The organism is Streptomyces sp. NPDC104313 (assembly GCF_055583985.1).
Window position 1 is genome coordinate 19,626 of the sequence record NZ_JBVJMW010000019.1, and the last position, 24,227, is coordinate 43,852.

Here is a 24,227-nt window from a genome sequence, read left to right on the forward strand (position 1 = left end):
GGCCCCGTCCGCCGGGAGCCCCCACGTGCACGGGCCGCACGGCCGAGGTTCAGACCTGGCCGAGGTCCGAGCTGACCCAGCGCTCGGGGCGCAGGGTGATCACCACCTGCTCGCCGTGGTTCTCCCAGGCGAAGTCCACGTAACCGGCGACCTTCTCGGCCGGAAGGTAGCGCGCCGACACCTCCTCCAGGTCCGCGCGCACGGCGGGGCGGGTGTCGACGACGGGCCCCTCGACGGACACATAGCGGACGGTCGGCTCCAGCCGGTCGACCAGAAGCGTGAACCGGCCCGCCGCACCGATCAGTTCGGCCTTTCGGGAGGTGCGGCCGGTGAGGATACGCACGTCGCCGCCCGGCGCGTACTGGTACCAGATGGGAACGTTGAGCGGGGCCCGGTCACTGTCCCGCGACACGACGGCCAGGGCTGCGACGTGGGGTTCGGCGAGGAATTGTTCGCGCTCTTCACGGGTGAGTGCCACTGCACGCTCCTTCGTACGGCGATTCGGGGACTGTTCCAGTGTGCACCGGGCTCCGGGCTTGTCTCCCATCACCGGCACCGGAGCGCGCGGCGTGTCGCTCAAAGGCCAGCCACCCGCCAGCCGCGTCCCCGACCTCACAGGTCAGTACACCTAGGCCACGTCGGAAGCGCCCCGGGGCCGTCGTACGACGGCTGCCCCGCGCAGAGCGACACCGCACCAGAGAGCCACCAGGAACAGCGCGACCGCGGCCAGGCCCGCGACTTCGAGGGGCTCCGGCCGCCAGCCGAGGGACAACCGGGTGCCGATCATGACAGTGCCGAGGAGGACCTCCGACGGCGAGTAGACCGGCACCTTGGCCGCCACATACCGCAGGATGGCGCCCAGCACCAGGCCGATCACGGCCCAGGCGAGCAGATAGGGCCAGAGCGCTCCCGGAGCAGCGGGCGGCAGGCCGTACTCCTCCGGGCCGATGCGGAACAGGGCGCCCAGCCACCCGAGCGTCAGCCCGGCGGCGGTGACGAGCGCCATCCACAGCGCATGGCGCCACAGTGGGCCGGACCGCACTCGCTCGTACTCGTGCTCGTCCTGGGCGTCGACGGGGTTGCTGGTCTCAGGAAGATCCATCACACCCGATGAGACGCTCACCGGCCGCCGATCGTTGCGTCGCGGGCGGTGTCGGGAGCATGTCGAAACCTTCATCACTGCCCCCGGCCTCGCCGGACAGTCTTCAGTGGTCGGTGCCGGAAGTCCTTCGGGGTTGATCAGGCAGCCAGGGCGACGGAGGGTTCTTGGCAGCGATCGGTGAGCGTGTGCCGGTCGAGCCGGGCCAGCAGATCGTCCAGGTCGGAGAGCGGGACCCCGGTCTCGGCCCGGGAGCCGGCAGGCCAGGGCCTTGACCTCGGCGACCCGCACGGGGGTGAAGCGGACAGGTCGCCCGCTTCGCTTGCGGTCGGCCAGGGCCGGCAGGCCGCCGTCGGCGAAGCGGCCCCGCCAGGTGCGCACCGTGTCCAGGTGCAGCCCGGTGCCCTGACAGTCAGGCGACCGCTGAACGGTCAGGCGGCGGGAACCGTCTGCGGATAGAGCACGCTCGGGTCGACGGACAGGGCGGCCTTGAGCTGGACGGAGTTGTCGTCGGCGAGGATCTCCATCCTCCCGGCCTCGATGCCGTCGAGGGCGGCGCGTACGACGTCGGCGGGGTCGTTCTTCTCCACGTCCCACCCGGCCATCATGTCCGTGTCGGTGCTGGCCAGGTGCAGACCTGTCACCGTGGTCCCCTGGCCCGCGAGTTCGAGGCGGATGCCGTTGGTGAGGCTCCACGCCGCCGCCTTCGACGCGCTGTAGGCGTTGGCCCCGTCGTAGGAGAGCCAGGACATCGCCGACAGGACGTTGAGAATCGCCCCGCCGCCGTTGGCGGCCAGGACGGGGGCGAACGCCCGGACCACGTTGAGGGTGCCGAAGTAGTTGGTGTCCATCTCCAGCCGGATCTTCTCGGGGTCCCCGGTGACGAGGTTCTGCTGGGTGAAGACGCCGGCATTGTTGATCAGGAGAGTGACGTCCGAGGCTGCGCCCGCCGCTTCGGCGACCGACTCCGGATCGGTGATGTCGAGCCTCAGCACCTCCAGACCAGGGAGGTTGACGAGCTGGGGGGTGCGCGCGGTCGCGTAGACCTTGGTGGCGCCCCGCTGCAGGAGTTGTTGGGCGAAGTGCCTGCCGATGCCGCGGTTGGCGCCGGTGACGAGGGCGACGGAACCGTTGATCTTCATGGAGGTCTCCTGGCAGTGGTGGGGTGATTCCTGTCCGGGCTGTTCACGGCCTAAGCTAAAACCTGACGTTGACGTGAGAGGCAAGGAACGTGATCCAGGTCACGGAGGAGGCGTTGATGCGCATCGGCGAGCTGGCCACCAGGGCGGGCGTGAGCGTGCGGGCACTGCGCTACTACGAAGAGCAGAATCTGCTGGCCTCGGTACGCAGCCCCAGCGGCCAGCGGCAGTACCAGGACAGCGCGGTCGACCGCGTCCAGCTGATTCAGCAGCTGTACGCCGCAGGGGTGCCGAGCAGGGCGATCGTGGAACTGCTGCCGTGCGTCGAGACAGGTGACGTGACCCCCGCGATGCTCGACCGGTTGTCGGCCGAACGGGGCCGCATCGACGCCCAGGTCAGCACGCTGGTGAAGACCCGGGACCGGCTCGACGCCATCATCACCACGGCTGCCACGGCTGCCACGGCTGCCACGGCTGCCACGGCTGCCACGGCCAGGAACGCGGGCCGGCCCTGCCCCCGTTGATTCACGTGCTCCTCAGGTTGAAGCCCGAGGATTCTGACCCGTACCGCCGAAGACGGCACGACCACGGCTTGGCCGCTTCACCGACCTGAGCCGCCTGCGGCCCCTACCTCCCCCAAGCCGATCCCCGCACACACCCTGACACCACATCAACCCCCGAAGGGCTTTCGGCGCCGACCGCTTTGGTTCCCGGACATGAGCAAGGACCATGGCGACGAGCCGATAGTCCGCTCCAACTGGGAACAAAGTCGATACGTCTACAACCTGAACCATCCGATCGGTGCCGCCCTCCCCATCGGATCCCTGCTGTTCGCCGCAGCGCTTGAAGTTGCCGTCGCGGCAGCTTCTACGGTCATGACAAGGGCCGGAAGAGCGGCCCGGCGGTGGCCTTCAGCGGTGAGCGGCGTGGGCGGGCCGCTTCGCCGCGTATCCGGTCAGCGCTCCCCGCAGGACAGAACCGAAGGACGTGTCCGCCCCGTACAGGTCCTCGATCGCCTGGTCGCGGCCGGATAGGTTCTGGCCATGCTCAATGACTGGCAAACAGATCGGATCGGTAGTGCACTGCGAGGTGAGAACCCCACGGTGCTGCGGCGCTTGGACGCGGGGTTCGCGGTGATCGGTGATGTGCAGTTCCTGCCGGGCTACTCGGTGCTCCTGGTGGATGATCCGGAGGTAGGGAGACTGTCGGACCTTCCCAGGGACAAGCGGCTGGCATTCCTGTCCGATATGGACCGGCTCGGGGAAGCAGTCGAGCGGGCCTGCCGCCGTCTGGACCCTGCCTTCCGTCGGGTCAACCTGGAAATCCTGGGCAACACCGACGGGTTTCTGCATGCGCATGTGTGGCCGCGATTCCAGTGGGAGCCGTCCCGCCTGGTGGGTATGCCGGTGTGGCTCTACCCCCGAGACAGATGGAGCGACGGGCAGTTCGCGCTGGGCTCCCAGCACGACCTGATGCGCGAAGCGATAGGCGGAGAATTGGATCGACTGCGCTCGGTGCACTGACGGCTGAGTGATCATGGGTCCTGGTCGCCCAGGGGATCCCTCCCTGTTGGTGGAGACGAGGCGCGGTGCGCTCCTGGCGCTCTCGCTGTTCTCGGCTGGGTGCGAGCGCGGCGGTTCGCCGGCTGTTGTCCTGCTTCAGAAGGCGCGTCGTTCTCCTTGCGGCGCGCGGCCCGTGCCTTGGTCGACCTGGAGCTGGACGCACTGGGTTCTGCTCCTGGCCACCGCCGTCGCGGTTCTGGCCCACGATCCCGCCCGCCGCGACGATGCCCGCCACGTGCTCGGCCTCCTGTTGACCCGCCCTCTCGCTGAGGCGAAGCCGACGCGAGTACTCCCCTGCGCCGCCGGCCCCGTGGACCCGTGACCACCCGGGACTGCCTCAGCGGCCCGTGGAGCGACGAGGACTCCGAGGAACGCTGGGGGGGGATGCCGTCCGTCCCCCGAACGGCGCACGGACGGTCGCAGACCACTCTGCTCATGCCTCGGGATGGTGGCGCCCGCCCCGGACACCGACCTCCGAATCGGTCACTCGCTGCCAGGACGCCGACGAGGTGCAGCGGGCCCGGGCGCTCGTACAGAGCACGCGCGGTGTGGCCGCAGCGGCGGTCTCGTAGCGGTCGTCCAGGGCTCTGGGCGATGTGGAGCCGGCGGGACGGCTCGGACCAGCGGGAGCAGTTGGGGGACGTCGTTTCGGTTGCCGCCGGTGCGGTCTTCCTCACCTCGACCGGCTCTCGCCGTCGGCCGATATCAACGAGAGGTGGCCGAGCTCGTCCCCGACCACCCGACCACCCCGACCGACATCACCGCTCACCCGCGAGGTCCATATCCCCCCTGCTCGTCTCGGCCACGCTCTCAGCACCCTGCGGGCGCCGCCACGGGTGCGCCATCGGATAGGACACATCGCGCCACCATGGCGCGGCCGGCAGCTTCCCCGCCGGCTCGAACGGCTCGCCCGGCCGGGGGAACGCCACCGACTGCCCGGCCTCCTCACCGGCGTCCTTCGTCCACTCGCCCGGCTCCGCCCAGGCGTGCGGCGCCAGATTGAAGGTGCCCCAGTGGATCGGCAACAGCACACCGTGCGGGCGGCCGCCCTGGAGGTCCAGGTGGGCGCGCATGCCTTCGGCGGGGGTCATGTGGATGTCCGGCCAGTACTCCGAGTAGGCGCCGATCTGGATCATGGTGGCGTCGAAGGGCCCGTGCTCGGCCCCGATGTCCCGGAAACCGGGGAAATAGCCGGTGTCCCCGCTGTGGTAGACCCGGTGCTCCGGGCCGGTGACGACCCACGACGCCCAGAGGGTGTGCTGTTGGTTGCGCAGCCCGCGACCGCAGAAGTGGCGGGCGGGGGTGGCGGTGAGGCTGATTCCGGCGACGGTCGCGGTCTCGTTCCAGTCGAGCTCGTGCATCCGGCTCGCGGGGACGCCCCAGCGCTCCAGATGGGCTCCGACCCCGAGCGGCACGGCGAAGACCGTGTCGGTACCGGCCAGGGCGCGGATCGTCGGCAGGTCGAGGTGGTCGTAGTGGTCGTGGGAGATGACGACCACGTCGACGGGTCCGAGCGCGGCCAGCGGCAGCGGAGTGGGGTGCAGGCGCTTGGGCCCGGCGAAGGGGAACGGGGAACAGCGCTCGCCCCAGACCGGGTCGAACAGGATCCGCCGTCCGTCGATCTCCGCCAGCACACTGGAATGGCCCATCCAGGTCAACCGGAGCCCGGTGGCGGAGGGCGCCGCCAGATCGGCGAGGGTCGTGGCGTGGACGGGCACAGTGCCCGTCGGCGTTCTGCGGACCCGCTGCTCCTTGTGGAAGTAGATCTTGGCGAATTCGACGGTGGATCCGGAGGGCCTGGTCCGGGCCCCCACCGGGTTCTGGAACGCTCCGTCGACGAAATGAGGCGAGCGGCGGATGCGCTCCATCCGCGCTCCGGCCGGATCGGCCCCGAAGGACTCGGTGCGCATCGAGCGCAGTTTCGTGCGGAACGGAAGCAAGTAGTCAGCGCCGGTCACAACATCTCCTGAGGGAGTCGGTGTCGTCTCATTATGGTCGGCCTGTACGACAGGGCGACCAGAAGATGCTGAACGGGGCAACCGGTACGGCCGGCGGCTGTTTCAGCCACGCGGTTGCCCGTAGACGTGGTCGATGCGCAGAGTGAGCAGCACCCTGCGGTCCTCGACCATGGCCCGCCGGTAGTCGTCCCAGTCGGGGTGCTCGCCCCTGACGTCCCGGTAGAGCGTGATCAGCGCCTCCACCGCGGCGTCGTCCGGCGCCGCGGCGGGCGGGGTCAGTTCGGCGGTTCCGTCGGCGACGGTCCAGGCCCAGCGGTCGTCACTGGTGACGTGATAGCTCGCCCGGGGGTCGCGCCGCAGGTTACGGGTCTTGGCGCGGTCCTCGGTGATCGAGACGCGGACCACCCTCTCCTCGGGGTAGAAGGCGTGATTGACGTTGGACAGCTGAGGGCGTCCGTCCTGTTTCAGAGTGACCAGAACTCCACCGTCGTGCTCGCCGAAGAGACGGAGCAGTGCTTCCTGTGCCGGTTCGATTCGCGTCATGCAGGATGCAACGTCCGGACGGTCCGGAGGATTCCGGTGCGCGGCATCCGCCCTACCTCCGTCGGATGCCGTCCCACCGTCGCTGACCTGGCGTATTGGCTGGGGTGGCCCGGTGGCCAGAGTCCGGTTGAACGTGGCGGAGCGGCGTGAGGAGCTGCTGCGCGCGGCGGTCGGGCAGATCGAGGCCCGTGGGGTCTCTTCCGTGCGGATCGCCGATGTGGCCTCGGTGGGCATCGACCTGGCGGACCTGACCGGTTCGCCGGCCGCCGATCCCCACGGAACGGGCCCTTCCGCCACCGGCTGAGGTCCGCGCCCGAACGCCCGGCGCACCGGCCGCGCCGTTGTCGCCCCGGCCGACCCCTCCCCGGCCCCCGGTCCCTCGGTCTCCGCTGCTCGGCCCGGTCCTCTGCCCCGGCTCCTCGGGTCAGGTCTGGCGCACCGGTGCGTAGACCGCTCCCTCCAGTCCGAACGTCCAGGCGACCCCGTCCTTCGCGGTCCGGGTGGCGGGCGGTACGCGCAGCCAGTAGGTGCGGTACGTGCCATCCGGCTCGGGGGTGGAATTGACCACCTCGACCATCACCACGTCCTCGTCGCCTTCGAGTGCGATGCGCCAGAGGATGCCCGTCTCGTCGCGGTGGACGGGTTCGGCGCCCGACTCGGTGAGATACCGGTCGTAGCCGTAGTACTCCAGCATCACGCGGCGCAGCTCCGCGTTCTCCTCGGCGCGTATCCGCTCGGGCGTGAGGGAGGACAGCTCGGCCAGGAACGCGGCGGGAACGGGCATACCGCGCCAGGCGTGGAGAGCGAATCCGTCCCCGTAGGCGAGGGCCGGTCCCTCGCCGTGGTCGAGCCGACCCGCCTCGTCACGGTGGAGGACGTCGGGCCGCTCGCTGATGACGACGGCGTGTTCGTAGGGCCACCACCAGCCGGCGTTGCGGGCCACCTCCGCGAGGCCCGTCAGCCGGTCGCCCCGCCCGTCGAAGGCGGCAAGCCAGGCGGCGTCGTGCTGGCCGAGCACGGCGTCCAGGAGCACCAGCCGGACGGCCCCCTCGTCCTCCGGCCGGGGCGCCAGGCCGGCGACGACACCGGTCCGTATGCGCTCGGCGAGTGCGCCCGTGGTTTCCCAGAGCTGGGCTCCGGTGGCGGACCAGAGCGCCGACCAGCCGGCCGGGCCCAGCTCGTCGTACATCCGGCGGCGCTCATCGGCCCACGGGCGGGTGCGGATCTCCTCGCGCACCGACCGTCCGGCGTCGGCCAGCTTCTCCACCATTTCGACGGCGGCCCGGGGCGATGCGGCCCAGATGATCCGGTCCGGCTCGGCCAGGCCGGCGGTGCGATAGGCGAGCCGCACGCCGGCCTCGGCCGCCGCCCGGTCCGCCCGGCCGGTCGCCGCCGCCACGCTCCGCCAGGAATTCACGTTCTGCATCGGTTGTCCCCGTCCTCTGCTGTGCTCGTTCTGCATGGCTGTGCTCGTTCTGCATGGGCCGTGCTCGCTCTGAAAGGCCCTGTTCGCTCTGGATACGCCGTGCTCGTTGTGGAGAACCGTGCCGGCTCCGGCACGGCCGAGCGGTCAGTCGGCCACGATGCGGATCGCGCCGGGTGCGTACTCCCGCTGCCGCACGACGCGGAACCAGCCCTTGGGGAGCGGGATCACCGCGTGCTCCTCGTGCACCACCCGCCCGCCCTCGGGGAGATGGAGCAGCATCGGGCCGAACGGACCCGCTTCCCGGATCAGCCGACCCGGGCCCTGCACGGCGTGCGCGTGTCCGGTGACCTCGCCCAGCGCGAGCACCAGCCGACCCCGCCCGTCGCGCAGTTCGCCCGGAGCCTCCAGGAAGGGGGTAGGCACCGCCGACTCCTCCAACTCCATGATCAGTACATCGCCCTGCCGGTACACAGACGTCTCCCCTCGGTCGCGGCACCCGCTGTGCCGACCATGGGAAAACGCTACGGACAGGGTCTGACAACGGGCCCTCGCGACGCCCGTGGACGGGTCCCGGTCGCGGCGTTGTCAGTGCGGCTTGATACACCTTGCGGACATCAGCCGTCCCCAGGATCAGGAGTTCAGGGCCATGTACGGTGCGCAGCATCTGCACGAGTTCGGGGGCCTTCCGGTCGTCGACTTCCAGCACACACCCGACGGGGGCTCCCGGCCCGCCGCGGATGCTGTGGCCTGGCGTGTCTCCGTCGACCCGTACGGCGACGACGGCCAGGACCGGCCCTGGGAGGAGGAGTTCGCCGATTTCCTCGGAGCGGTCGATCCGGCCGGCGTCCGGGCCCTGATCATCGGCCAGTGGGGCGAGGCGTACGAGGAGAACTCCTCCGTGCCGGTCCGCCTGGTGATCGCCGCCGCCGACCGGCTGACCTCGCTGGAGGCGGTGTTCGTCGGGGACCTGGAGGCGGAGCAGGCCGAGATCACCTGGATCCAGCAGTCGGACGTGACCGCGCTGCTGACCGCCTTCCCCGCCCTGACGGAGCTCGGCGCGCGCGGCGGCTCCGACCTGGTGTTCCCACCGACGAAACACGGGCGGCTGCGGTCGCTGACCCTCCAGGCGGGTGGATTGCCCGTCGAGGTGGTGCGCGGTGTGCTGGACAGCGAACTGCCCGCGTTGGAGCGGCTGGACCTCTGGCTCGGAGTGTCCTCCTACGAAGGGGACACCGACGTCACCGACCTCGCTCCGCTGCTCTCCGGCACCCGTTTCCCCCGGCTGAACCACCTGGGCGTACGCAACAGCGAGATCCAGAACGAGATCGCCTCGGCCATCGCCTCGGCTCCGGTCGTCGCCCGACTGCGGGTTCTCGACCTGTCGAACGGGACACTGGGGGACGAAGGAGCGGCCGCCCTCCTCGAAGGGCAGCCGCTGACCCAGCTGGAACTTCTCGATCTTCACCACCACTTCCTCACCGACGCGATGGCGGAGCGGGTCCGTTCAGCGCTGGAGCCGCACGGGGTGCGCGTCGATCTCTCCGAGAAGTGCGAGCCCTGGGGCGACCGGGGCGCCGAGGGCCGCTACACCGCCGTATCGGAGTAGGTGTCATGACGAATCTCGGCATCCAGCACCTCGACCGCTTCCACGGGCTGCCGGTCCACACCCCGGAGCCGTCGTCCGGGTCCCTGCCCGCCGCCGACTCCGTGGCCTGGCGGCTGGTGTGCGACTACGGCGAGGAGGCCGGCTTCGCCACCCGGTGGGAGCAGTTCCTGGACACGGTGGACACGACCCGGGTCCGGGCACTCGTCATCGGCCCCTGGTGGAACGAGGAGTACACGCCGTTCGCCCCGGTGATGGAGCTGATCGTCTCCCACGCGGTCCGCTTCCCGGCGCTGCGCGGGCTCTTCCTCGCCGATGTGGTGGGCGAGGAGTGCGAGGTGTCCTGGCTGCGGATGTGCGACATCACCCCGGTGCTCGAAGCGCTGCCGCTGCTGGAGGAGTTCGCCGTGCGCGGTTGTGGCCAGGAGGGGCTGGAGCTGAGCCCACTGAGCCATGGGTCACTGAAGTCGCTGCGCTTCGAGTCCGGAGGTCTGCCGGGCGAGCTGGTGCGGGCGGTCGCCGCGAGCGAACTGCCCGCGCTGGAGCGGCTGGAGCTGTGGTTCGGCAGTTCGTGGTACGGCGGCGATGCCACCATTGACGACATCCGGCCGGTCCTGTCGGGCGGCGTGTTCCCCCGGCTGCGCCACCTGGGACTGCAGAACAGCGAGATCCAGGACGAGATCGCCGTCGCGTTGGGTTCCGCGCCCGTCGTCGCCCAGTTGGAGACCCTGGCGTTGTCGATGGGCACCCTGAGCGACACCGGCGGTGAGGCCCTGCTCAACGGGCAGCCCCTGAACCACCTGTCCACGCTCGACCTGCGCCACCACTACCTCACCGAGCCACTGCTGAACCGCGTCAGGACCGCGTGCGCCCCGGCCGTAGTCGAGGCCGGCGAGGCCGAGGAGGACTACGGTGACCCGGACGACGAACCGGAACGCTATGTCGCGGTCAGTGAGTAGCGGCGGGGACGGCCCGGTGCCGCGCTTCGCCGTCGTCGGCAATCCGGACAACCGCCGGGTCTCCTTCTTCGAGGAGGCCGTGCGCTCCGCAGGACTGCCGTCGGCCCGGGTGGTGCCCTGGCTCCAGGTGCTGCGCGGCGGGGCGGTGTTCGCGGCGGGCGAGAGCGTACGGATCGATTCGCCCGGTGAGGACGCCGAGGTGGAGCGGCTGCTCCGCGGGGTCGACGATCCGACCCGGGTGGAGGGTTCGGCCCGGTGGTACGCGCGCTTCACCGCGGCGGTGGACGCGGTGGCGGGCGCGGCATCGGCCGCGGGCGCCGAGGTGCTGGGCTCGACCGGTGACATCGCCGTGCTCTTCGACAAGCGGCTGTGCCACGGGCTTCTCGACCGCGCGGGCGTCCCCGTGCCCGCCTCACCGACGTCCGGACCGGGGGCGGTCCCGGTGCGCGGCTGGTCGGACGTACGGGAGTTGCTGCGCGAGCACCGGATGCCCCGGGCGTTCGTGAAACTCGCGCACGGCTCCTCCGCCTCAGGGGTGCTGGCGGTGGAGACGGCGGGTCCCGGCCGGATCCGGGCGAGCACCTCCGTGGAGCGGGACGCGTCGGGGCGGCTGTTCAACTCGCTTCGGGTGCGGCGCTACACCTCTGAGGCGGAGGTCGGCGCGGTCGTGGACGCGCTGGCCCCGGACGGGCTGCACATCGAGCGCTGGCTGCCGAAGGCGTCCCAGCGGGGTCGGGCCGCGGATCTGCGGATCGTGGTGGTCGGCGGCCGGGCGACGCACGCCGTGGTGCGGACGAGCACGAGCCCCATGACCAATCTGCATCTGGGCGGGGCGCGGGGCGACCTCGACGAGGTCCGGGCCGCCATGGCGGCCGTCGGCGGCTGCTGGCGCGAGGCGCTGACGATGTGCGAGCGGGCGGCGGCCTGCTTCCCCGCGACGCCCTGCGTGGGCGTCGACCTTCTGCCCACGGCCGGCTGGCGGCGCTTCGCTGTCGGCGAGGTCAACGCCTTCGGCGATCTGCTGCCCGGACTGACCGGTCTGCCGGGCAGTGGCGCCGAGGGCCTGGACACCTATGCGGCGCAGGTCGCCGACGTACTGGACCGAGCAAGGAACCACCGTGCCGTCACCTCTTCCTGACCCCGACACGTCCCCGCTGCCCGGCGGGTCCGGCCGGCCCGACATGGGCGCGGTCGTGGGCAGCCACGATCTGCTGCTGGTCACCCTGGACACCCTGCGCCACGACGTCGCCGTCGAGCTGGCGGCCGCCGGGCGCATCCCCAACCTCGCCCGGCAGCTGCCCGGGGGCGGTTGGGAGGAGCGGCACGCTCCGGGCAGCTTCACCTACGCCTCGCACCAGGCGATGTTCGCCGGGTTTCTGCCGACGCCCGCCTCCCCGGGGCCGCATCCCCGGTTGTTCGCGGCGCGGTTCGCGGGCAGTGAGACGACGGCGGACGGCACGTTCGTGTTCGACACGCCGGATCTGGTGTCGGGGCTGGCCGCCGAGGGCTACCGCACGGTGTGCGTCGGCGGCGTCGGCTTCTTCAACCGTCAGGGGCCGCTCGGTTCGGTGCTGCCCGGGATGTTCCAGGAGAGCCACTGGGAGCCCGGCTTCGGCGTCGCCTCGCCGACCTCGTTCGAGGAGCAGGTCGCCCGGGCGGAGCGGGTCGTCGCGGCGCTCCCCCGGGAGCAGCGGCTGTTCCTCTTCGTCAACGTGTCCGCCCTGCATCAACCGAACTGGTTCCATCTGCCCGGGGCGACCCGTGAGGCGGGCGACTCCCGGGCCACGCACGCGGCGGCCCTGGAGTACGTGGACCGGCACATCGGCCGGCTCTTCGCCGCTGCGAGCAGCCGCCGCCGGTGTTTCGCCATCGTCTGCTCCGACCACGGCACCGCCTACGGCGACGACGGCTACACCGGTCACCGGCTCGGCCACCCGACCGTCTGGACCGTCCCGTACGCCCACTTCTTCCTCGAACCACCCGACCCTGTAGAACCGCTCGCACCACTCCACCCTGTAGAACCACTCGCACCACTCGACCAAGGGGCCGCCCGATGACCACCGCCGCCGCGGACACGGGCGCCGCCACGCTCCCCGCAGTCCGGCCTTACGACAGTTACGTCTACGCCTATCCGCACAAGACGGCCTACCGGCCGCTGGTGGACCGCCCGTCGCTGCGGTCGCTGTGGGCGGCTGAGCCCAAGGACGCGCTCTCCCTCTATCTCCACATACCGTTCTGCGAAGTCCGCTGCGGCTTCTGCAACCTCTTCACCCGGATCGGCGCGCCCGAGGAGCTGACGACGCGCTATCTGGACGCGCTGGAGCGGCAGGCCGATTCCGTACGGGACGCGCTGGGTGACGAGGGGCCGGTGCGGTTCGCCGCGGCGGCGTTCGGCGGCGGCACGCCGACGTTCCTGACCGCCGGGGAGCTGGAGCGGCTCTGCGACATAGCGGAGAAGCGGATGGGGGCCGAACTGCGCTCGGTGCCGCTGTCGGTGGAGACCTCCCCGTCCACGGCGACGGCGGACCGGCTGGCGGTGCTGGCCGACCGGGGCACGACGAGGATCAGCATCGGTGTGCAGAGTTTCGTGGACGAGGAGGCACGGGCGGCGGTCCGCCCGCAGCGCCGCGCCGATGTGGAGGCCGCGCTCGGCCGGATCCGCGAGGCCCGCATCCCGGTGCTGAACATCGACCTGATCTACGGGATCGACGGGCAGACCGAACGCAGCTGGCTGGCCTCGCTCGACGCGGCGCTGGCCTGGCGGCCGGAGGAGCTGTATCTCTATCCGCTGTATGTCCGCCCGCTCACCGGTCTGCACCGCCTTGGCGCGGCGGCCGACGCCGAGGCAAAGGCCCTGGAGCAGGCCGCCTGGGACGAGCAGCGGCTGCGGCTGTACGCGGTGGGGCGGGACCAACTGCTGGCGCACGGCTACGAGCAGGTGTCGATGAGGATGTTCCGGCGGACCGATGCCGCGCGGGAGCAGGAGGGTCCTGAGGACTACGCCTGCCAGACCGACGGCATGATCGGCCTCGGCTGCGGGGCTCGTTCGTACACGGCGGCCCTGCACTACTCCTTCGACTACGCGGTGGACATGCGGGAGATCCGGTCGATCATCGACCGCTTCACCGCTGTCGATGACTTCTCCCGGGCCGAGGTCGGCCGGTACGTCGACGCCGGCGAGGCGCGACGGAGGCATCTGCTGCAGTCGCTGCTCCAGGCGGCGGGGTTGCCGGTGGTGGACTACCGGGCACGGTTCGGCACGGATCCGGGCGCTGACTTCCCGGCCGAGCTGGCGGGGTTCGCGGCCCGGGGCTGGCTGGACGCGTCGGCGCCGGACGGTCTGCTCAGGCTGTCCCCGTCGGGCCTCGCCCACTCCGACGCGCTGGGCCCCGCACTGTTCTCCCCCGGGGTGCGGGCCGCGATGGCCGCGTACGAGCGGAAGTGACCGGGCCATGGACCTGACGATTCTCTACCGGGGGCCGCTCGCCTCCTGCGACTACGACTGTCCGTACTGCCCGTTCGCCAAGCGGCGGGACAGCCGCGCGCAGCTCACGGCCGACCAGGAGGCGCTGGAGCGGTTCACCGGCTGGGCCGCGGCGCGGACCGGTGACCGGCTGTCCGTGCTGTTCACCCCGTGGGGCGAGGGCCTGGTGCGTTCCTGGTACCGGCGGGCGCTGACCGAGCTGTCGCGGGTGCCGCACATCGGGCGGGTGGCGATCCAGACGAACCTGAGCTGCCGTACCGGCTGGCTGGCGGACGCGGATCCGGAACGGATCGCGCTCTGGTGCACATACCACCCGGGGCAGACACCTTACGAGCGGTTCCTCGGCCGGTGCCGGGAGCTGTCCGGGCTCGGGATCCGCTACAGCGTGGGGGTGGTGGGCTTCGACGCCCATCTGGAGGAGGCGCGACGGTTGCGGGCCGCGCTGCCGGAGGAGGTCTATCTCTGGGTGAACGCCGCCGAGGGGCACACCTACACCGACGAGGAGGCGGCGCGGTGGACGGAGCTGGATCCGCTGTTCCCCTACAGCCGTGATCCGCACCGTTCGGCGGGGCTGCCCTGCCGGACCGGCGAGTCGGTGATCTCGGTGGACGGCGACGGCACGGTGCGACGCTGTCACTTCGTCAAGACGGAGCTGGGAAATCTCTACGACGGCAGCTATCGCCGGGCGCTCGGCCCGCGAACCTGTCCGCTCGCCGTCTGCGACTGCCACATCGGCTATGCGCACCTGGAGTCGCTGCCGCTGTACGACGTGTTCGCGGGCGGTGTCCTGGAGCGCATACCGGCGGGGCATCCCTTCGGTGCGGGCAGGCCGGCGGAGGCAGTCGTGGTGCCGAGCCCGTCCCGGCGTGCGCTTCCCCTGCTGGAGCCCTGACCGGCTGGACCGCTACAGCGGCAGCAGGTCCGGGCGCTTCGCCTCGACGTGGTCGCCGGAGGACTCTCCGCGCAGCCGTCGGCCGATCCAGGGCACGAGGTATTCGCGGGCCCACTGGATGTTGTCGCGCCGTGCGTCGAAGGGGGTGCGCCGGGCCTGGGGCGGCCAGGGCTGGTCGGGATCGGCGGGCACGTCGTGGCCGAGTACCTGTGCGGCACGCAGCGCTACGCGGGTGTGGCCCTCGGGCGACAGGTGCAGCCGGTCGTTGTCCCACGCGCGCCGGTCCTGCACGGAACGCAGTGACCACAGGTCCAGCACGGGGCAGTGGTAACGGTCGGCGATGGCCCGCAGATGGACGTTGTACGTGGCGATCTTGCCGCGCATGTGGCGCAGCACCGGAACGCCCCGGGTATCGAAGCCGGTGGTGACCATGACCGTGCCGACGGCGTTGCTCAGGTCGGCGACCGCCCGCTCGAAGCGCTCGGCGAGGTCGTCGGGGTCGGTGCCGGGCCGGATGATGTCGTTGCCGCCCGCGCAGAAGCTGACCAGGTCGGGGGCCAGTTCCTTGGCACGCGGGATCTGCTCCTGGACGATCTGGTCGAGGAGACGTCCTCGTACGGCGAGATTGGCGTAGCGGAAGTCCCCGTGCGGGGAGTCCTCGGAGCCGGCCACCGCGTCGGGGGCCGGGAGCCGGTCGGCGAGGAGCACCGCGAAGCGGTCCGCCCAGCCGAGATATGTCCCGGCGGGGCCGGGGTCGCCGACGCCCTCCGTGAAACTGTCGCCGATCGCCGCGTACGACCCGATGGTGTGCTGCTGGGTGTTTCTCGAATCGTCTGCCACAAGCGTTTATCCTGCATCGTGCGATGTGACCTACGCGACCGTAATACGGGGTTGACTGGTGGTGAGATAGACCACCTGGTCAGTTTGGGTAAAGCCGGAATAAGTCGAGGGGCGGTGCGCCGCCGCGCACCGCCCCTCGATCACTTCTCGCCGGGCCCGGTCAGACCGAGACGCCGTGCTGACGCAGGTACGCGATCGGGTCGACGTCCGAGCCGTAGCCCGGGCCGGTGCGGACCTCGAAGTGCAGGTGCGGGCCGGTGGAGTTGCCGGTGGAGCCGGAGAGGCCGATCTGCTGGCCGCCGGTGACGGTCTGGCCGACGGAGACGCTGAGCGAGGACTGGTGGGCGTACTGGGAGTACATGCCGTCCTCGTGCTGGATGACGACCTCGTTGCCGTAGGAGCCGCTGTTGCCGGCCGAGACCACGGTGCCCGGGCCGATGGCGAGCACGGGGGTGCCGGAGGCTGCCTGGAAGTCCGAGCCGGTGTGGTAGCCGCTGGACCAGCTGGCGCCGGAAGCCCGGTACTGGGTGGTGACGTTGGCGCCTGCCAGCGGGGCGGACCAGCCGGAGCCGGTGGCCTCGGAGGAGCCGGTCCGCGCCGAGCTGCCGGAGTCGTCGGCGGAGACGGTGTCCGCCTTCGGGGCCTCCTTCGGCGCGGCCTTCGGGGCCGGTTCGGCCTGCTTCGGGGCGGCCTTCGGAGCCGCGGACTTCTCGGCCGGGGCGGAGCCCTTGGCGCCGAGGGTCAGCTTCATGCCCGGGTGGATCAGGCCGGGGTTCTCGCCGACGGTGGAGCGGTTGTCCTGGTACAGCTTCTCCCACCCGCCCTTGAGCTGGTGCTCGGCCGCGATCTTCGCCAGGTAGTCGCCGGATACGACGGCGTACGTCTTCGGGGTGGCCTTCGACGCTGCGGGGGCGGTGGCCGGCGCGGTGTGCGCGGCGGCGACCGAGGCGGCGGGCTTCGAGGCCGGGGCGGCCTGGTCCGCGGCGTTCGCGACGGTGGCGCCGATGAACGGAAGGGCGAGTACGGCCCCGCCGGTCCCTGCGGCGAGTACGCCGCGGGAGATCGGGCCGGACTTCGGACGACGGTGCTTACCCTGTGCGGGCATGGGGAAGTTCCTCTCCGGCGCCTGCGAGGTGAGCTGTCGGGTTCGGGCTGGAGATGCCCGGTCGCGTTGCCACGACTTCACCCCGAGCCGGTCCGGATCGCTCCGGATCGGCGGCTTACCTGGTTCCCCCGCTCCTGCCACGTGTGAGTGGGTGGGTGCGAATTCCGGGCGGCGGCAGGATTAGGCGGTCCGTCCGGATTGCGGCGACCGTAAACGAGTCAGGACGAGCGGAACAAGCCGTCGGTTGCGCATCGGAATCATCGGTTCGATATCGCTCCGGTTTTCCCGTCACCCTCCGTGGATTACGGATCTTGGGTTTCCGTGCGGGCAACGGGAATACTCCGGGGCACTCTCACCACGGACCGTCACGGGTATGATCCCGCTCACCCCTCAAATCTCATCTCCCCCATTAGCGGGGCATGTTCTACGAAACGCACCAATACGGACACCTGGCTCGCTTCGCTCCTGACGCCGGGTCAGCCCGGCCGTCCCGACACCTCACCAGGGTGCGCGGCCGTGCTGATTTTCCGTCTGATCGATGTCGTATCGTCACAGGAGCGCCTCTCGCCGGCGAGGGGCGCCGACGCCAGAGATCCCAGGAGCCACCGTGACGCAGCAGGTGCCGCAGGTCCCGCCGACAGAGACCGTGCTGAGCGGAGTCCGCAACTTCCGCGACGTGGGCGGGCTCCCCACCGCGGACGGGCGGCGCACCGCCTTCGGGCGGCTCTACCGAAGTGGCCACCTGGCGCACGCCACCGCCGAGGACGCGGTCTTTCTCGGCGGGCTCGGACTGCACACGATCTTCGACTTCCGCCACTCCACCGACCACCGGCTCGACGGTTACGACATCGAGCTGGCCGGTGTCCGCAATGTCAGCATTCCACTCTCGGACCCGGCCGACGGCGCGGAGTTCTGGCGACTGGTGCGCGACGGGAACATCGAGCAGCTGCGCTCGGTCCTCGCGAACGGCAAGGGCGCCGACCGCATGATCCGGATGTACCGCGCGACGATCGAGGACCGCACCGCCGAGCACAGCCGGGTGCTGCACTCCCTGGCCGAGGACAGCGTCCCCGCCCTGATGCACTGCGCGGCGGGCAAGGACCGGGCCGGTCTCTCGATCGCGGTCGCCCTGCTGGCGGTCGGCGTCGAGCCGGAGGCGATCGAGGAGGACTACCTCAAGTCCGACGACCTCCACCGCCGCTACGCCGTGAAGCGCTCCGACGCCCCCGGGACCGGCATGCCGCCGGAGGTGATGGAGCTGCTGGACCCGCTCTTCGGGGCGCGGCCCGCCTACCTCGCGGCGGCCTTCACCGCCATCGAGGAGAACTGGGGAACGACGGACCGCTACCTGGCGCGGGGGCTGAAGGTATCCCCCGAGACCCGGGAGCGGCTGCGCGAACGCCTGCTCGAGGAGGGCTGACCCGGACGGGCCCTCACTTGCCTGCGGCCACCACGAAGAGCAGGTAGAGGAAGCCCGCGATGATGTGGCCCGCCACCAGATAGGCGAAGAGCCGGATGACGACGCCGCGCGGCATCCGCTTCTCCTGCGGGTCCTCGTTCGCGCGGCGGCCGGGGCCCAGCGGGTCGTAGTGTTCGGAATCTGACATGACGGTCCTCTCTGTCGGCCTCGCGGCCGGTGGAGCGAAGGAGGGAGCCGGCCGGGTCGGCCGGTCAGCGCGCGTGGAGGGCGTTGCCGAGGCACAGCTCGGCGGCGGGACTCTGCAGCAAGGTGTGGACGAAGAGCAGCTCCGTGCCGCAGCGGTCCACAGCCGCGATCCGGTGCGGGGTGAGCGAGTCGAAGTGGGCGCTGTCGCCGGGTTCGAGGTCGTGGACGGTGTCGCCGAGCGCGATCCGCAGCCGCCCTTCCAGGACGTACAGCCACTCCTCGCCGGGATGGACCCGGACCAGGTCGCCCTGGGCCCCGTACGGAACGCGCACCCGCAGCGCCTGCATCGCGCGGCCGGAGCCGCCCGCCTGCCGGTACATCCAGCCGTCGGCCTCCGCCCCGTCGAAGCCGCCGCCGCGCACGATCGCGTCACGTTCGGGCGGCTGCTCGCCGAGCAGCTCGGAGACCGTCGTACCGTAGATACGGGCGAGGCCCAGCAGCATCGGCAGCGAGGGCTGCCTGCGGCCGGTCTCCAGCCGGGAGAGATGGGCCGGGGAGAGTCCGGCCCGGCCGGCGGCGGTCTCCAGGGTGAGGCCGCGGTCGCGGCGCAGGTCGCGCAGTCGGGGTGCGACGCCGGGGAGCTCGTCCGGCACCCCTTCGTCCAGAGGGTTCATGTCTCCATTGGGCCAGGATCTTTCCTCTGAGGCAAATAACTTACCTCAGAGGCAATTCTCGGCTCCCCGGCCGGTCAGCGGTTGGCCACGGCCTGCTTGACCAGCGTCCGGCCGAAGTCCCACATCAGTCCGCCGCCGCTGTGCGCGTCGTCCATGACGGACGTGAAGGCCGCCACGAAGCGGTCCACCTCCTCCTCCCCGATGACCAGCGGCGGAATCAGTTTGATCACTTCCAGGTGGTCGCCGGAGACCTGTGTGAGGATCCGGTGCTTCTGGAGCAGCGGCACCACGACCATCTGGGCGAAGAGGCCCTTGCGGGCCGCCTGGAGCATGGTCCAGCGGCTGCGGAGCTTGAGCGAGGCCGGCCGGCCGAACTCGATGCCGATCATCAGCCCCCGCCCACGGACCTCGTGCAGCAGCTCGTAGCGGTCCACCAGGGCCGCCAGCCGCTCGCGCAGCAGGTCACCGGTGCGCCGGGCGTTCGCGACGGTCTCCTCATCCTCCATCACCGTCAGGACGGCGAGCCCGGCCGCCATCGCCTGGGCGTTGGAGCCGAAGCTCGCGGAGTGGACGAGGACCCGGTCCATCGAGGAGTAGACCTTGCGGAAGATCCAGTCCTTGCCGAGGGTCGCGCCGACGGGCACATAGCCGCCGGAGAGCGCCTTGGCGACGCACACCAGATCGGGCTCCACACCCTCCTCGTGCTGGTAGGCGTAGAAGTCCCCGGTCCGGCCGAGGCCCGTCTGCACCTCGTCGACGATCAGAAGCGCCTTGTGCCGGTGCAGCAGCTCCTGCGCCCCGCGCAGATAGCCGGGCGGCGCGGCGTGCACGCCTTTCCCCTGGACGGGCTCCACGACAAGGGCCGCGACGTCGCCGCGCCTCAGCTCACGGCGCAGCGCGTCCAGGTCGCCGAGCGGAAGCGCCGTGTCCGGCAGCAGGGGGGCGAAGCCTTCGCGGAAGCCGCTCTCCCCATTGACCGAGAGGGAGCCGGTGGTGAGCCCGTGGAAGGCGTGGTCGCAGTAGAGGACCCGCGGCTTCCCGGTGGCGTAGCGGGCGAATTTCAGCGCCGTCTCGACCGCCTCCGTGCCGCTGTTCCCGAAGAAGACGCGGTCCAGGTGCGGGCTGTGGGTCAGCAGCTTCTCGGCGAGCAGTCCGGGCAGCGGCTGGCAGTCGAAGCGGGTGAGGTCGGCGAGCTGGGCATCCAGGACGTCGTGCAGGGCCCGGCGGACGACGGGGTGGTGGCGGCCGAGGCCCATGACGCCGAACCCGGCGAGCATGTCGAGGTAGTCGTTGCCCTCCGCGTCCCAGAAGTACGCGCCCTCGGCCCGCTCGTAGACCTTGTCGAAGCCGATGGTGTGCAGCATGCGCGGCAGCTGGTGGTTGAGGTGGCGCGCGTGCAGGTCGTATCGTTCGGCCCCGCGCTCGGCGAGGAGCCGAGCCAGGTCGAAGCCCTGGGATCCGCCGTCCGTCATCGCCCGCTCTTCCCTTCGGGTGTGCTGCGCCAGGGGGGCCGGCCGCCCCGGGAGACCCGTGGCGGCCGGCCGTACCTCGTCGGACACCGCCTCAGCGGTTGCTGCTGATGGTCTCCCGCGCCGCTCGCAGGGATTCCTTCAGGGACCCGATGGTGGCGAGCACCGCCGTGGGCTCGTAACCGCAGTGCGCCATGCAGTTGGCGCAGCGCGGGTCCTTGCCGCGGCCGTACTTCTCCCAGTCGGTCTCCTCGATGAGCTGACGGTACGTCGGCACATAGCCGTCGTTCATCAGGTAGCAGGGGCGCTGCCAGCCGAAGAGCGAGTAGTTGGGGATCGCCCACGCGGTGCACGGGAAGTCCGCCTTGCCTTCCAGGAAGTCCAGGAAGAGCGGTGAGTGGTTGAGCCGCCAGCGGGCCCGGTTACCGCCCGCGAAGGCCTTCTTGAACAGCTCGCGGGTCTGCTCGACGCCGAGGAAGTGCTCCTGGTCCGGGGCCTTCTCGTAGGCGTAGGCGGGAGAGATCATCATCTCGTCGACGTGCAGGTCGTCGTTGAGGTAGTTGAGGACCTCGATGATCGTCTGCGGGGTGTCGGTGTTGAAGAAGGTGGAGTTGGTGGTGACGCGGAAGCCGCGCCGCTTGGCCTCCTTCATCGCGGCGACGGCCTCGTCGAAGACGCCTTCCTTGGCGACCGACTCGTCGTGCCGTTCGCGCAGTCCGTCGATGTGCACGGCGAAGGCGAAGTAGGGGGACGGGGTGAACTTGTCGAGCTTCTTCCGCATCAGCATCGCGTTGGTGCAGAGGAAGACGTACTTCTTCCTCGCGACGAGCTGGCGCACGATCTCGTCGATCTGGGGGTGCATCAGTGGTTCGCCACCGGCGATGGACACCATGGGGGCGCCGGATTCGAGCACCGCGCCCACCGCCTGGGCGACCGGCATGCGCTGCTTCAGGACACCGGCCGGGTGCTGGATCTTCCCGCAGCCCTCGCAAGCGAGGTTACAGGCGAACAACGGCTCCAGCTCGACGATCAGCGGGAACTTCTCACGCCTGCGGAGCTTCTGTTCGAAGAGATACGTCGCAACCTTGATGGACTGACGGAGCGGCATGGCCATCTGGCTCACCTCCTGGGGAGCAGTAAAGATCGGTGCCATTCGTAGAAAGCCGGAAGGACGGAACGAAGAACGCGGAACGCCGATATTCCACCGCGTACGGTGCCGATACGGACGAGCTCATGCTCTGGAGCGTCCACGACCACCCGGACGGCCGCAACCGGGCGGGGTCCGTGACACAGGGCGGTACGCAGCGTCGCGGCGGACTCCATGTCCACCGCGATGGCCCCGCCCGCCCGCAGCGCGGCCCGCTCGGAGCCCCGTACGACGTGGTCGGAGCCGGTCAGCGGGCCGGTGTGCACCGTGCGGCCCGGAACGGCCCTGGTGAGCGCGGCGACCAGGACGCCGATGCCCGTGCAGGGTGTGGTGCCGTCCGCGTCCCGGGTCTCCTCGGCGACGATCAGGTCCCCGGGGTGCATCCCCGGGGCGAGGCCGGCACAGAAGCCGGAGGCGATCACGGCGGCGTCGGGGACCCCGCCGGGGCCCAGGAGACGCGCCACAGCCGCCTCCGCCGCCCGGGGGCCCATTCCGGTGCGCAGCACGCGAACCGGGCCCGGGGCGCCTCTGCCGCTGCGCAGGGCCACCTGCTCGATGCCGAGGGCACAGGCGACCAACAGGGGCGTCACAGGGTTCCCGGGCCCTCCCCGATCGCCCATCAGGCCCCCTCTGAGGCGTCCGCGCGGTCGGCGAACGGGTCGCCGTACACATAGCGACCGAGTGCGGTGAGAGGGAAGACCTGACGGTAGAGGTGGTAGTTGATGGAGAAGTCCCAGGGAAAACCGGTCCCGGTGAAATACGGCTCGTCCCAGGAGCCGTCGGCCTGCTGCCCCTCGGTCAACCAGGTGACGCCGCGGGCGACCGAGCGGGTGTCACGGCGGCCGGCGGCGAGGAGGGCGAGCAGCGCCCAGGCCGTCTGGGAGGCCGTGGACTCACCGTGCCCGATCCACTTCTCCTCGTGGTAGGAGCGCAGGTCCTCCCCCCAGCCGCCGTCGTCGTTCTGGACGGACTCCAGCCAGGTGACGGCCCGGCGGATCGCGGGATGCCGGGCGGGCAGTCCGGCGGTGATCAGTGCCGGCACCACGGAACCGGTGCCGTACACGTAATTCACGCCCCAGCGGCCGAACCAGGCCCCGCACGCCTCCTGATCGGCGAGCAGCCACTCGATGCCCTCGCGGGTACGCGGGTGGCGCGCCAGTCCTTCGACGGCGAGCATCTCCACGACATGGCCGGTGACGTCGGCCGACGGCGGGTCGATGACCTCGCCGAAGTCGCAGAAGGGCAGGCGGTTGGGGAAGGCACTGGTGTTGTCGGCGTCGAACGCACCCCAGGCTCCGTTGCGGGACTGCATCCCGAGGTTCCAGCGGACCCCGCGCTCGATGGCGGCGTTCAGCCGGGCGGGGTCGGGGTGGCGCACCCGGCGCAGCGCCAGGACGACTTCGGCGGTGTCGTCGATGTCCGGATAGTTGTCGTTGTGGAATTCGAACGCCCAGCCTCCGGGGGCGAGTTCGGGCTTGCGCACCGACCAGTCACCGGGGCGGGTGATCTCCTCGGCAAGCATCCAGTCGGCGGCCTTCACCAGGGCGGGGTGGTCGGGTCTGAGTCCGGCGTCGGCCAGCGCGATGGTGGCGAGGCAGGTGTCCCAGACGGGCGACTGGCAGGCCTCGACCATGCGCGCGCCGTCCTCGCGCCGGACGGCGAACCGGTCGAGCGAGGCCAGGCCCGCCTTCATCACCGGGTGGTCGAGGTCGTAGCCGAGCAGGTGCAGCGCGATGATCGAGTAGACGGCGGGAGGCTGGATCCCGCCCCAGCAGCCGTCGTTCTCCTGGCGCTCGATGATCCACCGGGCAGCCACGTTCATCGCGATGCGGCGCAGCGGGCGCGGGGCGACCTTGTGGTAGAGGTGCAGCCCTTTGTCGAGGCGCTGGAACAGACCGTCCCAACTGGTGGGCGGGGCGAGCTTCCTGGGCGGGTTGGGGTGGGCCGGGTCGGTGTGCAGCTCGTCCAGGGGGAAGGGCGCGGGGCGCACCGGTCGCTTCGCGGAGACGATGGTGAGCGGCACGATGGTCTGCCGGGCCCAGCAGCCGAAGTCGTAGATGTTGAGCGGGACCCACTTGGGGAAGAACATCAGCTCGGGCGGCAGCTCGGGGAGGTCGTCCCATTTCCACCAGCCGAACAGGGCCAGCCAGATGCGGGTGAAGACGCGGGCGGCCGCGATGCCGCCCTGCTCCCTGATCCAGCCGGAGGCACGTGCCATGTGCGGTTCGTCGGGGCGGTCCCCGGCCAGCCGCAGGGCGACGTACGCCTCGATGGTGGCGGAGAGGTCGCCCGGGCCGCCGTAGAAGGTGTTCCAGGTGCCGTCGCCGAGCTGTTCGCCGCGGATGAAGAGGGCGGCCGCCCGGGTGGTCCCGGGGTCCTGGATGGAGAGGAACTGACGCAGGAGCAGGTCCTCCGCGTCCATCGTGACGTTGGTGGCGAGGTCGCCCTTCCACCAGCCCTGCTCGTCCTGTCTGCCGAGAAGGTGCTCCACCGAGCGTTCCGCGGCCCGTCGCGCGGCGGCGGTCACGTCGGCCGCGGCGGTTGTCGTGTCGATCGGATCGTGGGCCGTGGCCTCGGAGGGGTTCGCGGCCCCGGTCGATCCGTCGGTCGTCGCTGTCATGAGCTTCCCCTTACGTGCAGTCGGTTCTCTGCTGTGCTGGGGTCACCGTCGGCCGACGCCCGGTGAGGGGCGCCGACCGGCGACTGCGAGTCATATGCGAA

24 protein-coding genes, 2 pseudogenes and 1 riboswitch are annotated in these 24,227 nt (G+C 70.8%); of the genes and pseudogenes, 10 read left to right on the forward strand and 16 right to left on the reverse strand.

All coding sequences use genetic code 11. The features are described from left to right. Nucleotides 1–49 precede the first annotated feature (49 nt). The 4 genes and pseudogenes from ACZ60Q_RS31725 to ACZ60Q_RS31740 all read right to left on the reverse strand — a co-directional run bounded on the left by ACZ60Q_RS31725 (nucleotide 50) and on the right by ACZ60Q_RS31740 (nucleotide 2,241). Nucleotides 50–478, reverse strand: a complete 429-nt coding sequence (locus ACZ60Q_RS31725) for a pyridoxamine 5'-phosphate oxidase family protein (RefSeq protein ID WP_469641011.1) — start codon at nucleotides 476–478, stop codon at nucleotides 50–52. A gap of 150 nt (nucleotides 479–628) precedes the next feature. Beyond that, the gene (locus tag ACZ60Q_RS31730; protein WP_469641095.1) at nucleotides 629–1,102 is read right to left on the reverse strand and encodes a hypothetical protein; all 474 of its coding nucleotides are present in this window, start codon (nucleotides 1,100–1,102) and stop codon (nucleotides 629–631) included. 258 nt (nucleotides 1,103–1,360) lie between these two features. Continuing rightward, a pseudogene (locus tag ACZ60Q_RS31735) lies at nucleotides 1,361–1,534 on the reverse strand (helix-turn-helix domain-containing protein); the annotation flags it as partial. After that, nucleotides 1,531–2,241 (reverse strand): SDR family oxidoreductase, encoded by a 711-nt coding sequence (locus ACZ60Q_RS31740; protein ID WP_469641012.1) that lies wholly within the window; start codon nucleotides 2,239–2,241, stop codon nucleotides 1,531–1,533. The pseudogene ACZ60Q_RS31735 and the gene ACZ60Q_RS31740, both read right to left, overlap by 4 nt. Before the next feature lie 116 nt (nucleotides 2,242–2,357). Here ACZ60Q_RS31740 and ACZ60Q_RS31745 point away from each other — a divergent pair, with 116 nt between their 5' ends. Next, nucleotides 2,358–2,762: a MerR family transcriptional regulator gene (locus ACZ60Q_RS31745; protein ID WP_469641096.1), complete on the forward strand. Its 405-nt coding sequence runs from the start codon at nucleotides 2,358–2,360 to the stop codon at nucleotides 2,760–2,762. A 519-nt stretch (nucleotides 2,763–3,281) separates the two neighbouring features. Beyond that, nucleotides 3,282–3,761, forward strand: a complete 480-nt coding sequence (locus ACZ60Q_RS31750; protein WP_469641013.1) for an HIT family protein — start codon at nucleotides 3,282–3,284, stop codon at nucleotides 3,759–3,761. 797 nt (nucleotides 3,762–4,558) lie between these two features. On the opposite strand, the gene ACZ60Q_RS31755 is transcribed toward ACZ60Q_RS31750, so the two are convergent. Continuing rightward, nucleotides 4,559–5,758 (reverse strand): MBL fold metallo-hydrolase, encoded by a 1,200-nt coding sequence (locus ACZ60Q_RS31755; RefSeq protein ID WP_469641014.1) that lies wholly within the window; start codon nucleotides 5,756–5,758, stop codon nucleotides 4,559–4,561. 102 nt (nucleotides 5,759–5,860) lie between these two features. Continuing rightward, complete coding sequence (locus ACZ60Q_RS31760; RefSeq protein WP_469641015.1) at nucleotides 5,861–6,301, reverse strand: PPOX class F420-dependent oxidoreductase; 441 nt, start codon at nucleotides 6,299–6,301, stop codon at nucleotides 5,861–5,863. Nucleotides 6,302–6,413: 112 nt separating this feature from the next. On the opposite strand from ACZ60Q_RS31760, the pseudogene ACZ60Q_RS31765 reads away from it, so the two are divergent. Continuing rightward, nucleotides 6,414–6,530, forward strand: a pseudogene (locus tag ACZ60Q_RS31765) (TetR family transcriptional regulator); the annotation flags it as partial. A 195-nt stretch (nucleotides 6,531–6,725) separates the two neighbouring features. On the opposite strand, the gene ACZ60Q_RS31770 reads toward ACZ60Q_RS31765, so the two are convergent. Then, nucleotides 6,726–7,727: a DUF6745 domain-containing protein gene (locus tag ACZ60Q_RS31770; RefSeq protein WP_469641016.1), complete on the reverse strand. Its 1,002-nt coding sequence runs from the start codon at nucleotides 7,725–7,727 to the stop codon at nucleotides 6,726–6,728. Nucleotides 7,728–7,871: 144 nt separating this feature from the next. Beyond that, nucleotides 7,872–8,198 carry a hypothetical protein gene (locus ACZ60Q_RS31775; RefSeq protein ID WP_469641017.1) on the reverse strand — a complete coding sequence of 109 codons (327 nt, stop codon included), beginning with the start codon at nucleotides 8,196–8,198 and terminating at the stop codon, nucleotides 7,872–7,874. 175 nt (nucleotides 8,199–8,373) lie between these two features. Here ACZ60Q_RS31775 and ACZ60Q_RS31780 point away from each other — a divergent pair, with 175 nt between their 5' ends. Genes ACZ60Q_RS31780 through ACZ60Q_RS31805 form a run of 6 tightly spaced genes read left to right on the forward strand, consistent with a single transcriptional unit; the run spans nucleotide 8,374 to nucleotide 14,665 of the window. Further along, nucleotides 8,374–9,333 carry an STM4015 family protein gene (locus tag ACZ60Q_RS31780; protein ID WP_469641018.1) on the forward strand — a complete coding sequence of 320 codons (960 nt, stop codon included), beginning with the start codon at nucleotides 8,374–8,376 and terminating at the stop codon, nucleotides 9,331–9,333. Between the two features lie 5 nt (nucleotides 9,334–9,338). Then, on the forward strand, nucleotides 9,339–10,289 hold the full coding sequence (locus ACZ60Q_RS31785; RefSeq protein WP_469641019.1) for an STM4015 family protein: 951 nt from the start codon (nucleotides 9,339–9,341) through the stop codon (nucleotides 10,287–10,289). Then, nucleotides 10,270–11,427, forward strand: coding sequence for an STM4014 family protein (locus ACZ60Q_RS31790; RefSeq protein WP_469641020.1), 1,158 nt, complete (start codon nucleotides 10,270–10,272; stop codon nucleotides 11,425–11,427). The genes ACZ60Q_RS31785 and ACZ60Q_RS31790 overlap by 20 nt, the downstream gene beginning before the upstream one ends. 43 nt (nucleotides 11,428–11,470) lie before the next feature. Then, nucleotides 11,471–12,346 (forward strand): STM4013/SEN3800 family hydrolase, encoded by an 876-nt coding sequence (locus tag ACZ60Q_RS31795; RefSeq protein WP_469641097.1) that lies wholly within the window; start codon nucleotides 11,471–11,473, stop codon nucleotides 12,344–12,346. Continuing rightward, nucleotides 12,343–13,734, forward strand: coding sequence for an STM4012 family radical SAM protein (locus ACZ60Q_RS31800; protein WP_469641021.1), 1,392 nt, complete (start codon nucleotides 12,343–12,345; stop codon nucleotides 13,732–13,734). Before ACZ60Q_RS31795 ends, ACZ60Q_RS31800 begins: the two co-directional genes overlap by 4 nt. Before the next feature lie 7 nt (nucleotides 13,735–13,741). Next, nucleotides 13,742–14,665, forward strand: a complete 924-nt coding sequence (locus tag ACZ60Q_RS31805; protein WP_469641022.1) for an STM4011 family radical SAM protein — start codon at nucleotides 13,742–13,744, stop codon at nucleotides 14,663–14,665. Nucleotides 14,666–14,677: 12 nt separating this feature from the next. Here the strand turns inward: ACZ60Q_RS31805 and ACZ60Q_RS31810 are convergent, their stop codons facing one another. Both ACZ60Q_RS31810 and ACZ60Q_RS31815 read right to left on the reverse strand, forming a co-directional pair. Further along, nucleotides 14,678–15,505: an SGNH/GDSL hydrolase family protein gene (locus ACZ60Q_RS31810; RefSeq protein WP_469641023.1), complete on the reverse strand. Its 828-nt coding sequence runs from the start codon at nucleotides 15,503–15,505 to the stop codon at nucleotides 14,678–14,680. Nucleotides 15,506–15,665: 160 nt separating this feature from the next. Then, nucleotides 15,666–16,610 carry a M23 family metallopeptidase gene (locus ACZ60Q_RS31815; RefSeq protein WP_469641024.1) on the reverse strand — a complete coding sequence of 315 codons (945 nt, stop codon included), beginning with the start codon at nucleotides 16,608–16,610 and terminating at the stop codon, nucleotides 15,666–15,668. Between the two features lie 3 nt (nucleotides 16,611–16,613). Next, nucleotides 16,614–16,774, reverse strand: a riboswitch (cyclic di-AMP (ydaO/yuaA leader). Nucleotides 16,775–17,217: 443 nt separating this feature from the next. Here ACZ60Q_RS31815 and ACZ60Q_RS31820 point away from each other — a divergent pair. Next, entirely contained in the window at nucleotides 17,218–18,030 is an 813-nt protein-coding gene (locus tag ACZ60Q_RS31820; protein ID WP_469641025.1) for a tyrosine-protein phosphatase, read from the forward strand. Nucleotides 18,031–18,043: 13 nt separating this feature from the next. On the opposite strand, the gene ACZ60Q_RS31825 is transcribed toward ACZ60Q_RS31820, so the two are convergent. From ACZ60Q_RS31825 to shc, 6 genes are all read right to left on the reverse strand, one after another. Continuing rightward, entirely contained in the window at nucleotides 18,044–18,217 is a 174-nt protein-coding gene (locus tag ACZ60Q_RS31825) for a DUF6126 family protein (RefSeq protein ID WP_469641026.1), read from the reverse strand. A gap of 64 nt (nucleotides 18,218–18,281) precedes the next feature. Then, complete coding sequence (locus ACZ60Q_RS31830; protein WP_469641027.1) at nucleotides 18,282–18,890, reverse strand: helix-turn-helix domain-containing protein; 609 nt, start codon at nucleotides 18,888–18,890, stop codon at nucleotides 18,282–18,284. A gap of 74 nt (nucleotides 18,891–18,964) precedes the next feature. Further along, nucleotides 18,965–20,362, reverse strand: coding sequence for an aspartate aminotransferase family protein (locus tag ACZ60Q_RS31835; RefSeq protein WP_469641028.1), 1,398 nt, complete (start codon nucleotides 20,360–20,362; stop codon nucleotides 18,965–18,967). Between the two features lie 91 nt (nucleotides 20,363–20,453). After that, nucleotides 20,454–21,473 carry an adenosyl-hopene transferase HpnH gene (gene hpnH / locus ACZ60Q_RS31840; RefSeq protein ID WP_469641029.1) on the reverse strand — a complete coding sequence of 340 codons (1,020 nt, stop codon included), beginning with the start codon at nucleotides 21,471–21,473 and terminating at the stop codon, nucleotides 20,454–20,456. A gap of 5 nt (nucleotides 21,474–21,478) precedes the next feature. Further along, on the reverse strand, nucleotides 21,479–22,126 hold the full coding sequence (locus ACZ60Q_RS31845; protein ID WP_469641030.1) for a phosphorylase family protein: 648 nt from the start codon (nucleotides 22,124–22,126) through the stop codon (nucleotides 21,479–21,481). Continuing rightward, nucleotides 22,126–24,126, reverse strand: a complete 2,001-nt coding sequence (gene shc, locus ACZ60Q_RS31850; protein WP_469641031.1) for a squalene--hopene cyclase — start codon at nucleotides 24,124–24,126, stop codon at nucleotides 22,126–22,128. The genes ACZ60Q_RS31845 and shc overlap by 1 nt, the downstream gene beginning before the upstream one ends. Nucleotides 24,127–24,227: the final 101 nt, after the last annotated feature.

Excerpts from the sequence above, each read along its gene's own strand:
- ACZ60Q_RS31730 (WP_469641095.1), bottom strand. The coding sequence starts at position 1,102 with ATGGATCTTCCTGAGACCAGCAACCCCGTCGACGCCCAGGACGAGCAC.
- ACZ60Q_RS31740 (WP_469641012.1), bottom strand. The coding sequence starts at position 2,241 with ATGAAGATCAACGGTTCCGTCGCCCTCGTCACCGGCGCCAACCGCGGC.
- ACZ60Q_RS31745 (WP_469641096.1), top strand. The coding sequence starts at position 2,358 with ATGCGCATCGGCGAGCTGGCCACCAGGGCGGGCGTGAGCGTGCGGGCA.
- ACZ60Q_RS31750 (WP_469641013.1), top strand. The coding sequence starts at position 3,282 with ATGCTCAATGACTGGCAAACAGATCGGATCGGTAGTGCACTGCGAGGT.
- ACZ60Q_RS31760 (WP_469641015.1), bottom strand. The coding sequence starts at position 6,301 with ATGACGCGAATCGAACCGGCACAGGAAGCACTGCTCCGTCTCTTCGGC.
- ACZ60Q_RS31770 (WP_469641016.1), bottom strand. The coding sequence starts at position 7,727 with ATGCAGAACGTGAATTCCTGGCGGAGCGTGGCGGCGGCGACCGGCCGG.
- ACZ60Q_RS31780 (WP_469641018.1), top strand. The coding sequence starts at position 8,374 with ATGTACGGTGCGCAGCATCTGCACGAGTTCGGGGGCCTTCCGGTCGTC.
- ACZ60Q_RS31785 (WP_469641019.1), top strand. The coding sequence starts at position 9,339 with ATGACGAATCTCGGCATCCAGCACCTCGACCGCTTCCACGGGCTGCCG.
- ACZ60Q_RS31790 (WP_469641020.1), top strand. The coding sequence starts at position 10,270 with ATGTCGCGGTCAGTGAGTAGCGGCGGGGACGGCCCGGTGCCGCGCTTC.
- ACZ60Q_RS31795 (WP_469641097.1), top strand. The coding sequence starts at position 11,471 with ATGGGCGCGGTCGTGGGCAGCCACGATCTGCTGCTGGTCACCCTGGAC.
- ACZ60Q_RS31800 (WP_469641021.1), top strand. The coding sequence starts at position 12,343 with ATGACCACCGCCGCCGCGGACACGGGCGCCGCCACGCTCCCCGCAGTC.
- ACZ60Q_RS31805 (WP_469641022.1), top strand. The coding sequence starts at position 13,742 with ATGGACCTGACGATTCTCTACCGGGGGCCGCTCGCCTCCTGCGACTAC.
- ACZ60Q_RS31815 (WP_469641024.1), bottom strand. The coding sequence starts at position 16,610 with ATGCCCGCACAGGGTAAGCACCGTCGTCCGAAGTCCGGCCCGATCTCC.
- ACZ60Q_RS31825 (WP_469641026.1), bottom strand. The coding sequence starts at position 18,217 with ATGTCAGATTCCGAACACTACGACCCGCTGGGCCCCGGCCGCCGCGCG.
- ACZ60Q_RS31830 (WP_469641027.1), bottom strand. The coding sequence starts at position 18,890 with ATGAACCCTCTGGACGAAGGGGTGCCGGACGAGCTCCCCGGCGTCGCA.
- ACZ60Q_RS31835 (WP_469641028.1), bottom strand. The coding sequence starts at position 20,362 with ATGACGGACGGCGGATCCCAGGGCTTCGACCTGGCTCGGCTCCTCGCC.
- hpnH (WP_469641029.1), bottom strand. The coding sequence starts at position 21,473 with ATGGCCATGCCGCTCCGTCAGTCCATCAAGGTTGCGACGTATCTCTTC.
- ACZ60Q_RS31845 (WP_469641030.1), bottom strand. The coding sequence starts at position 22,126 with ATGGGCGATCGGGGAGGGCCCGGGAACCCTGTGACGCCCCTGTTGGTC.
- shc (WP_469641031.1), bottom strand. The coding sequence starts at position 24,126 with ATGACAGCGACGACCGACGGATCGACCGGGGCCGCGAACCCCTCCGAG.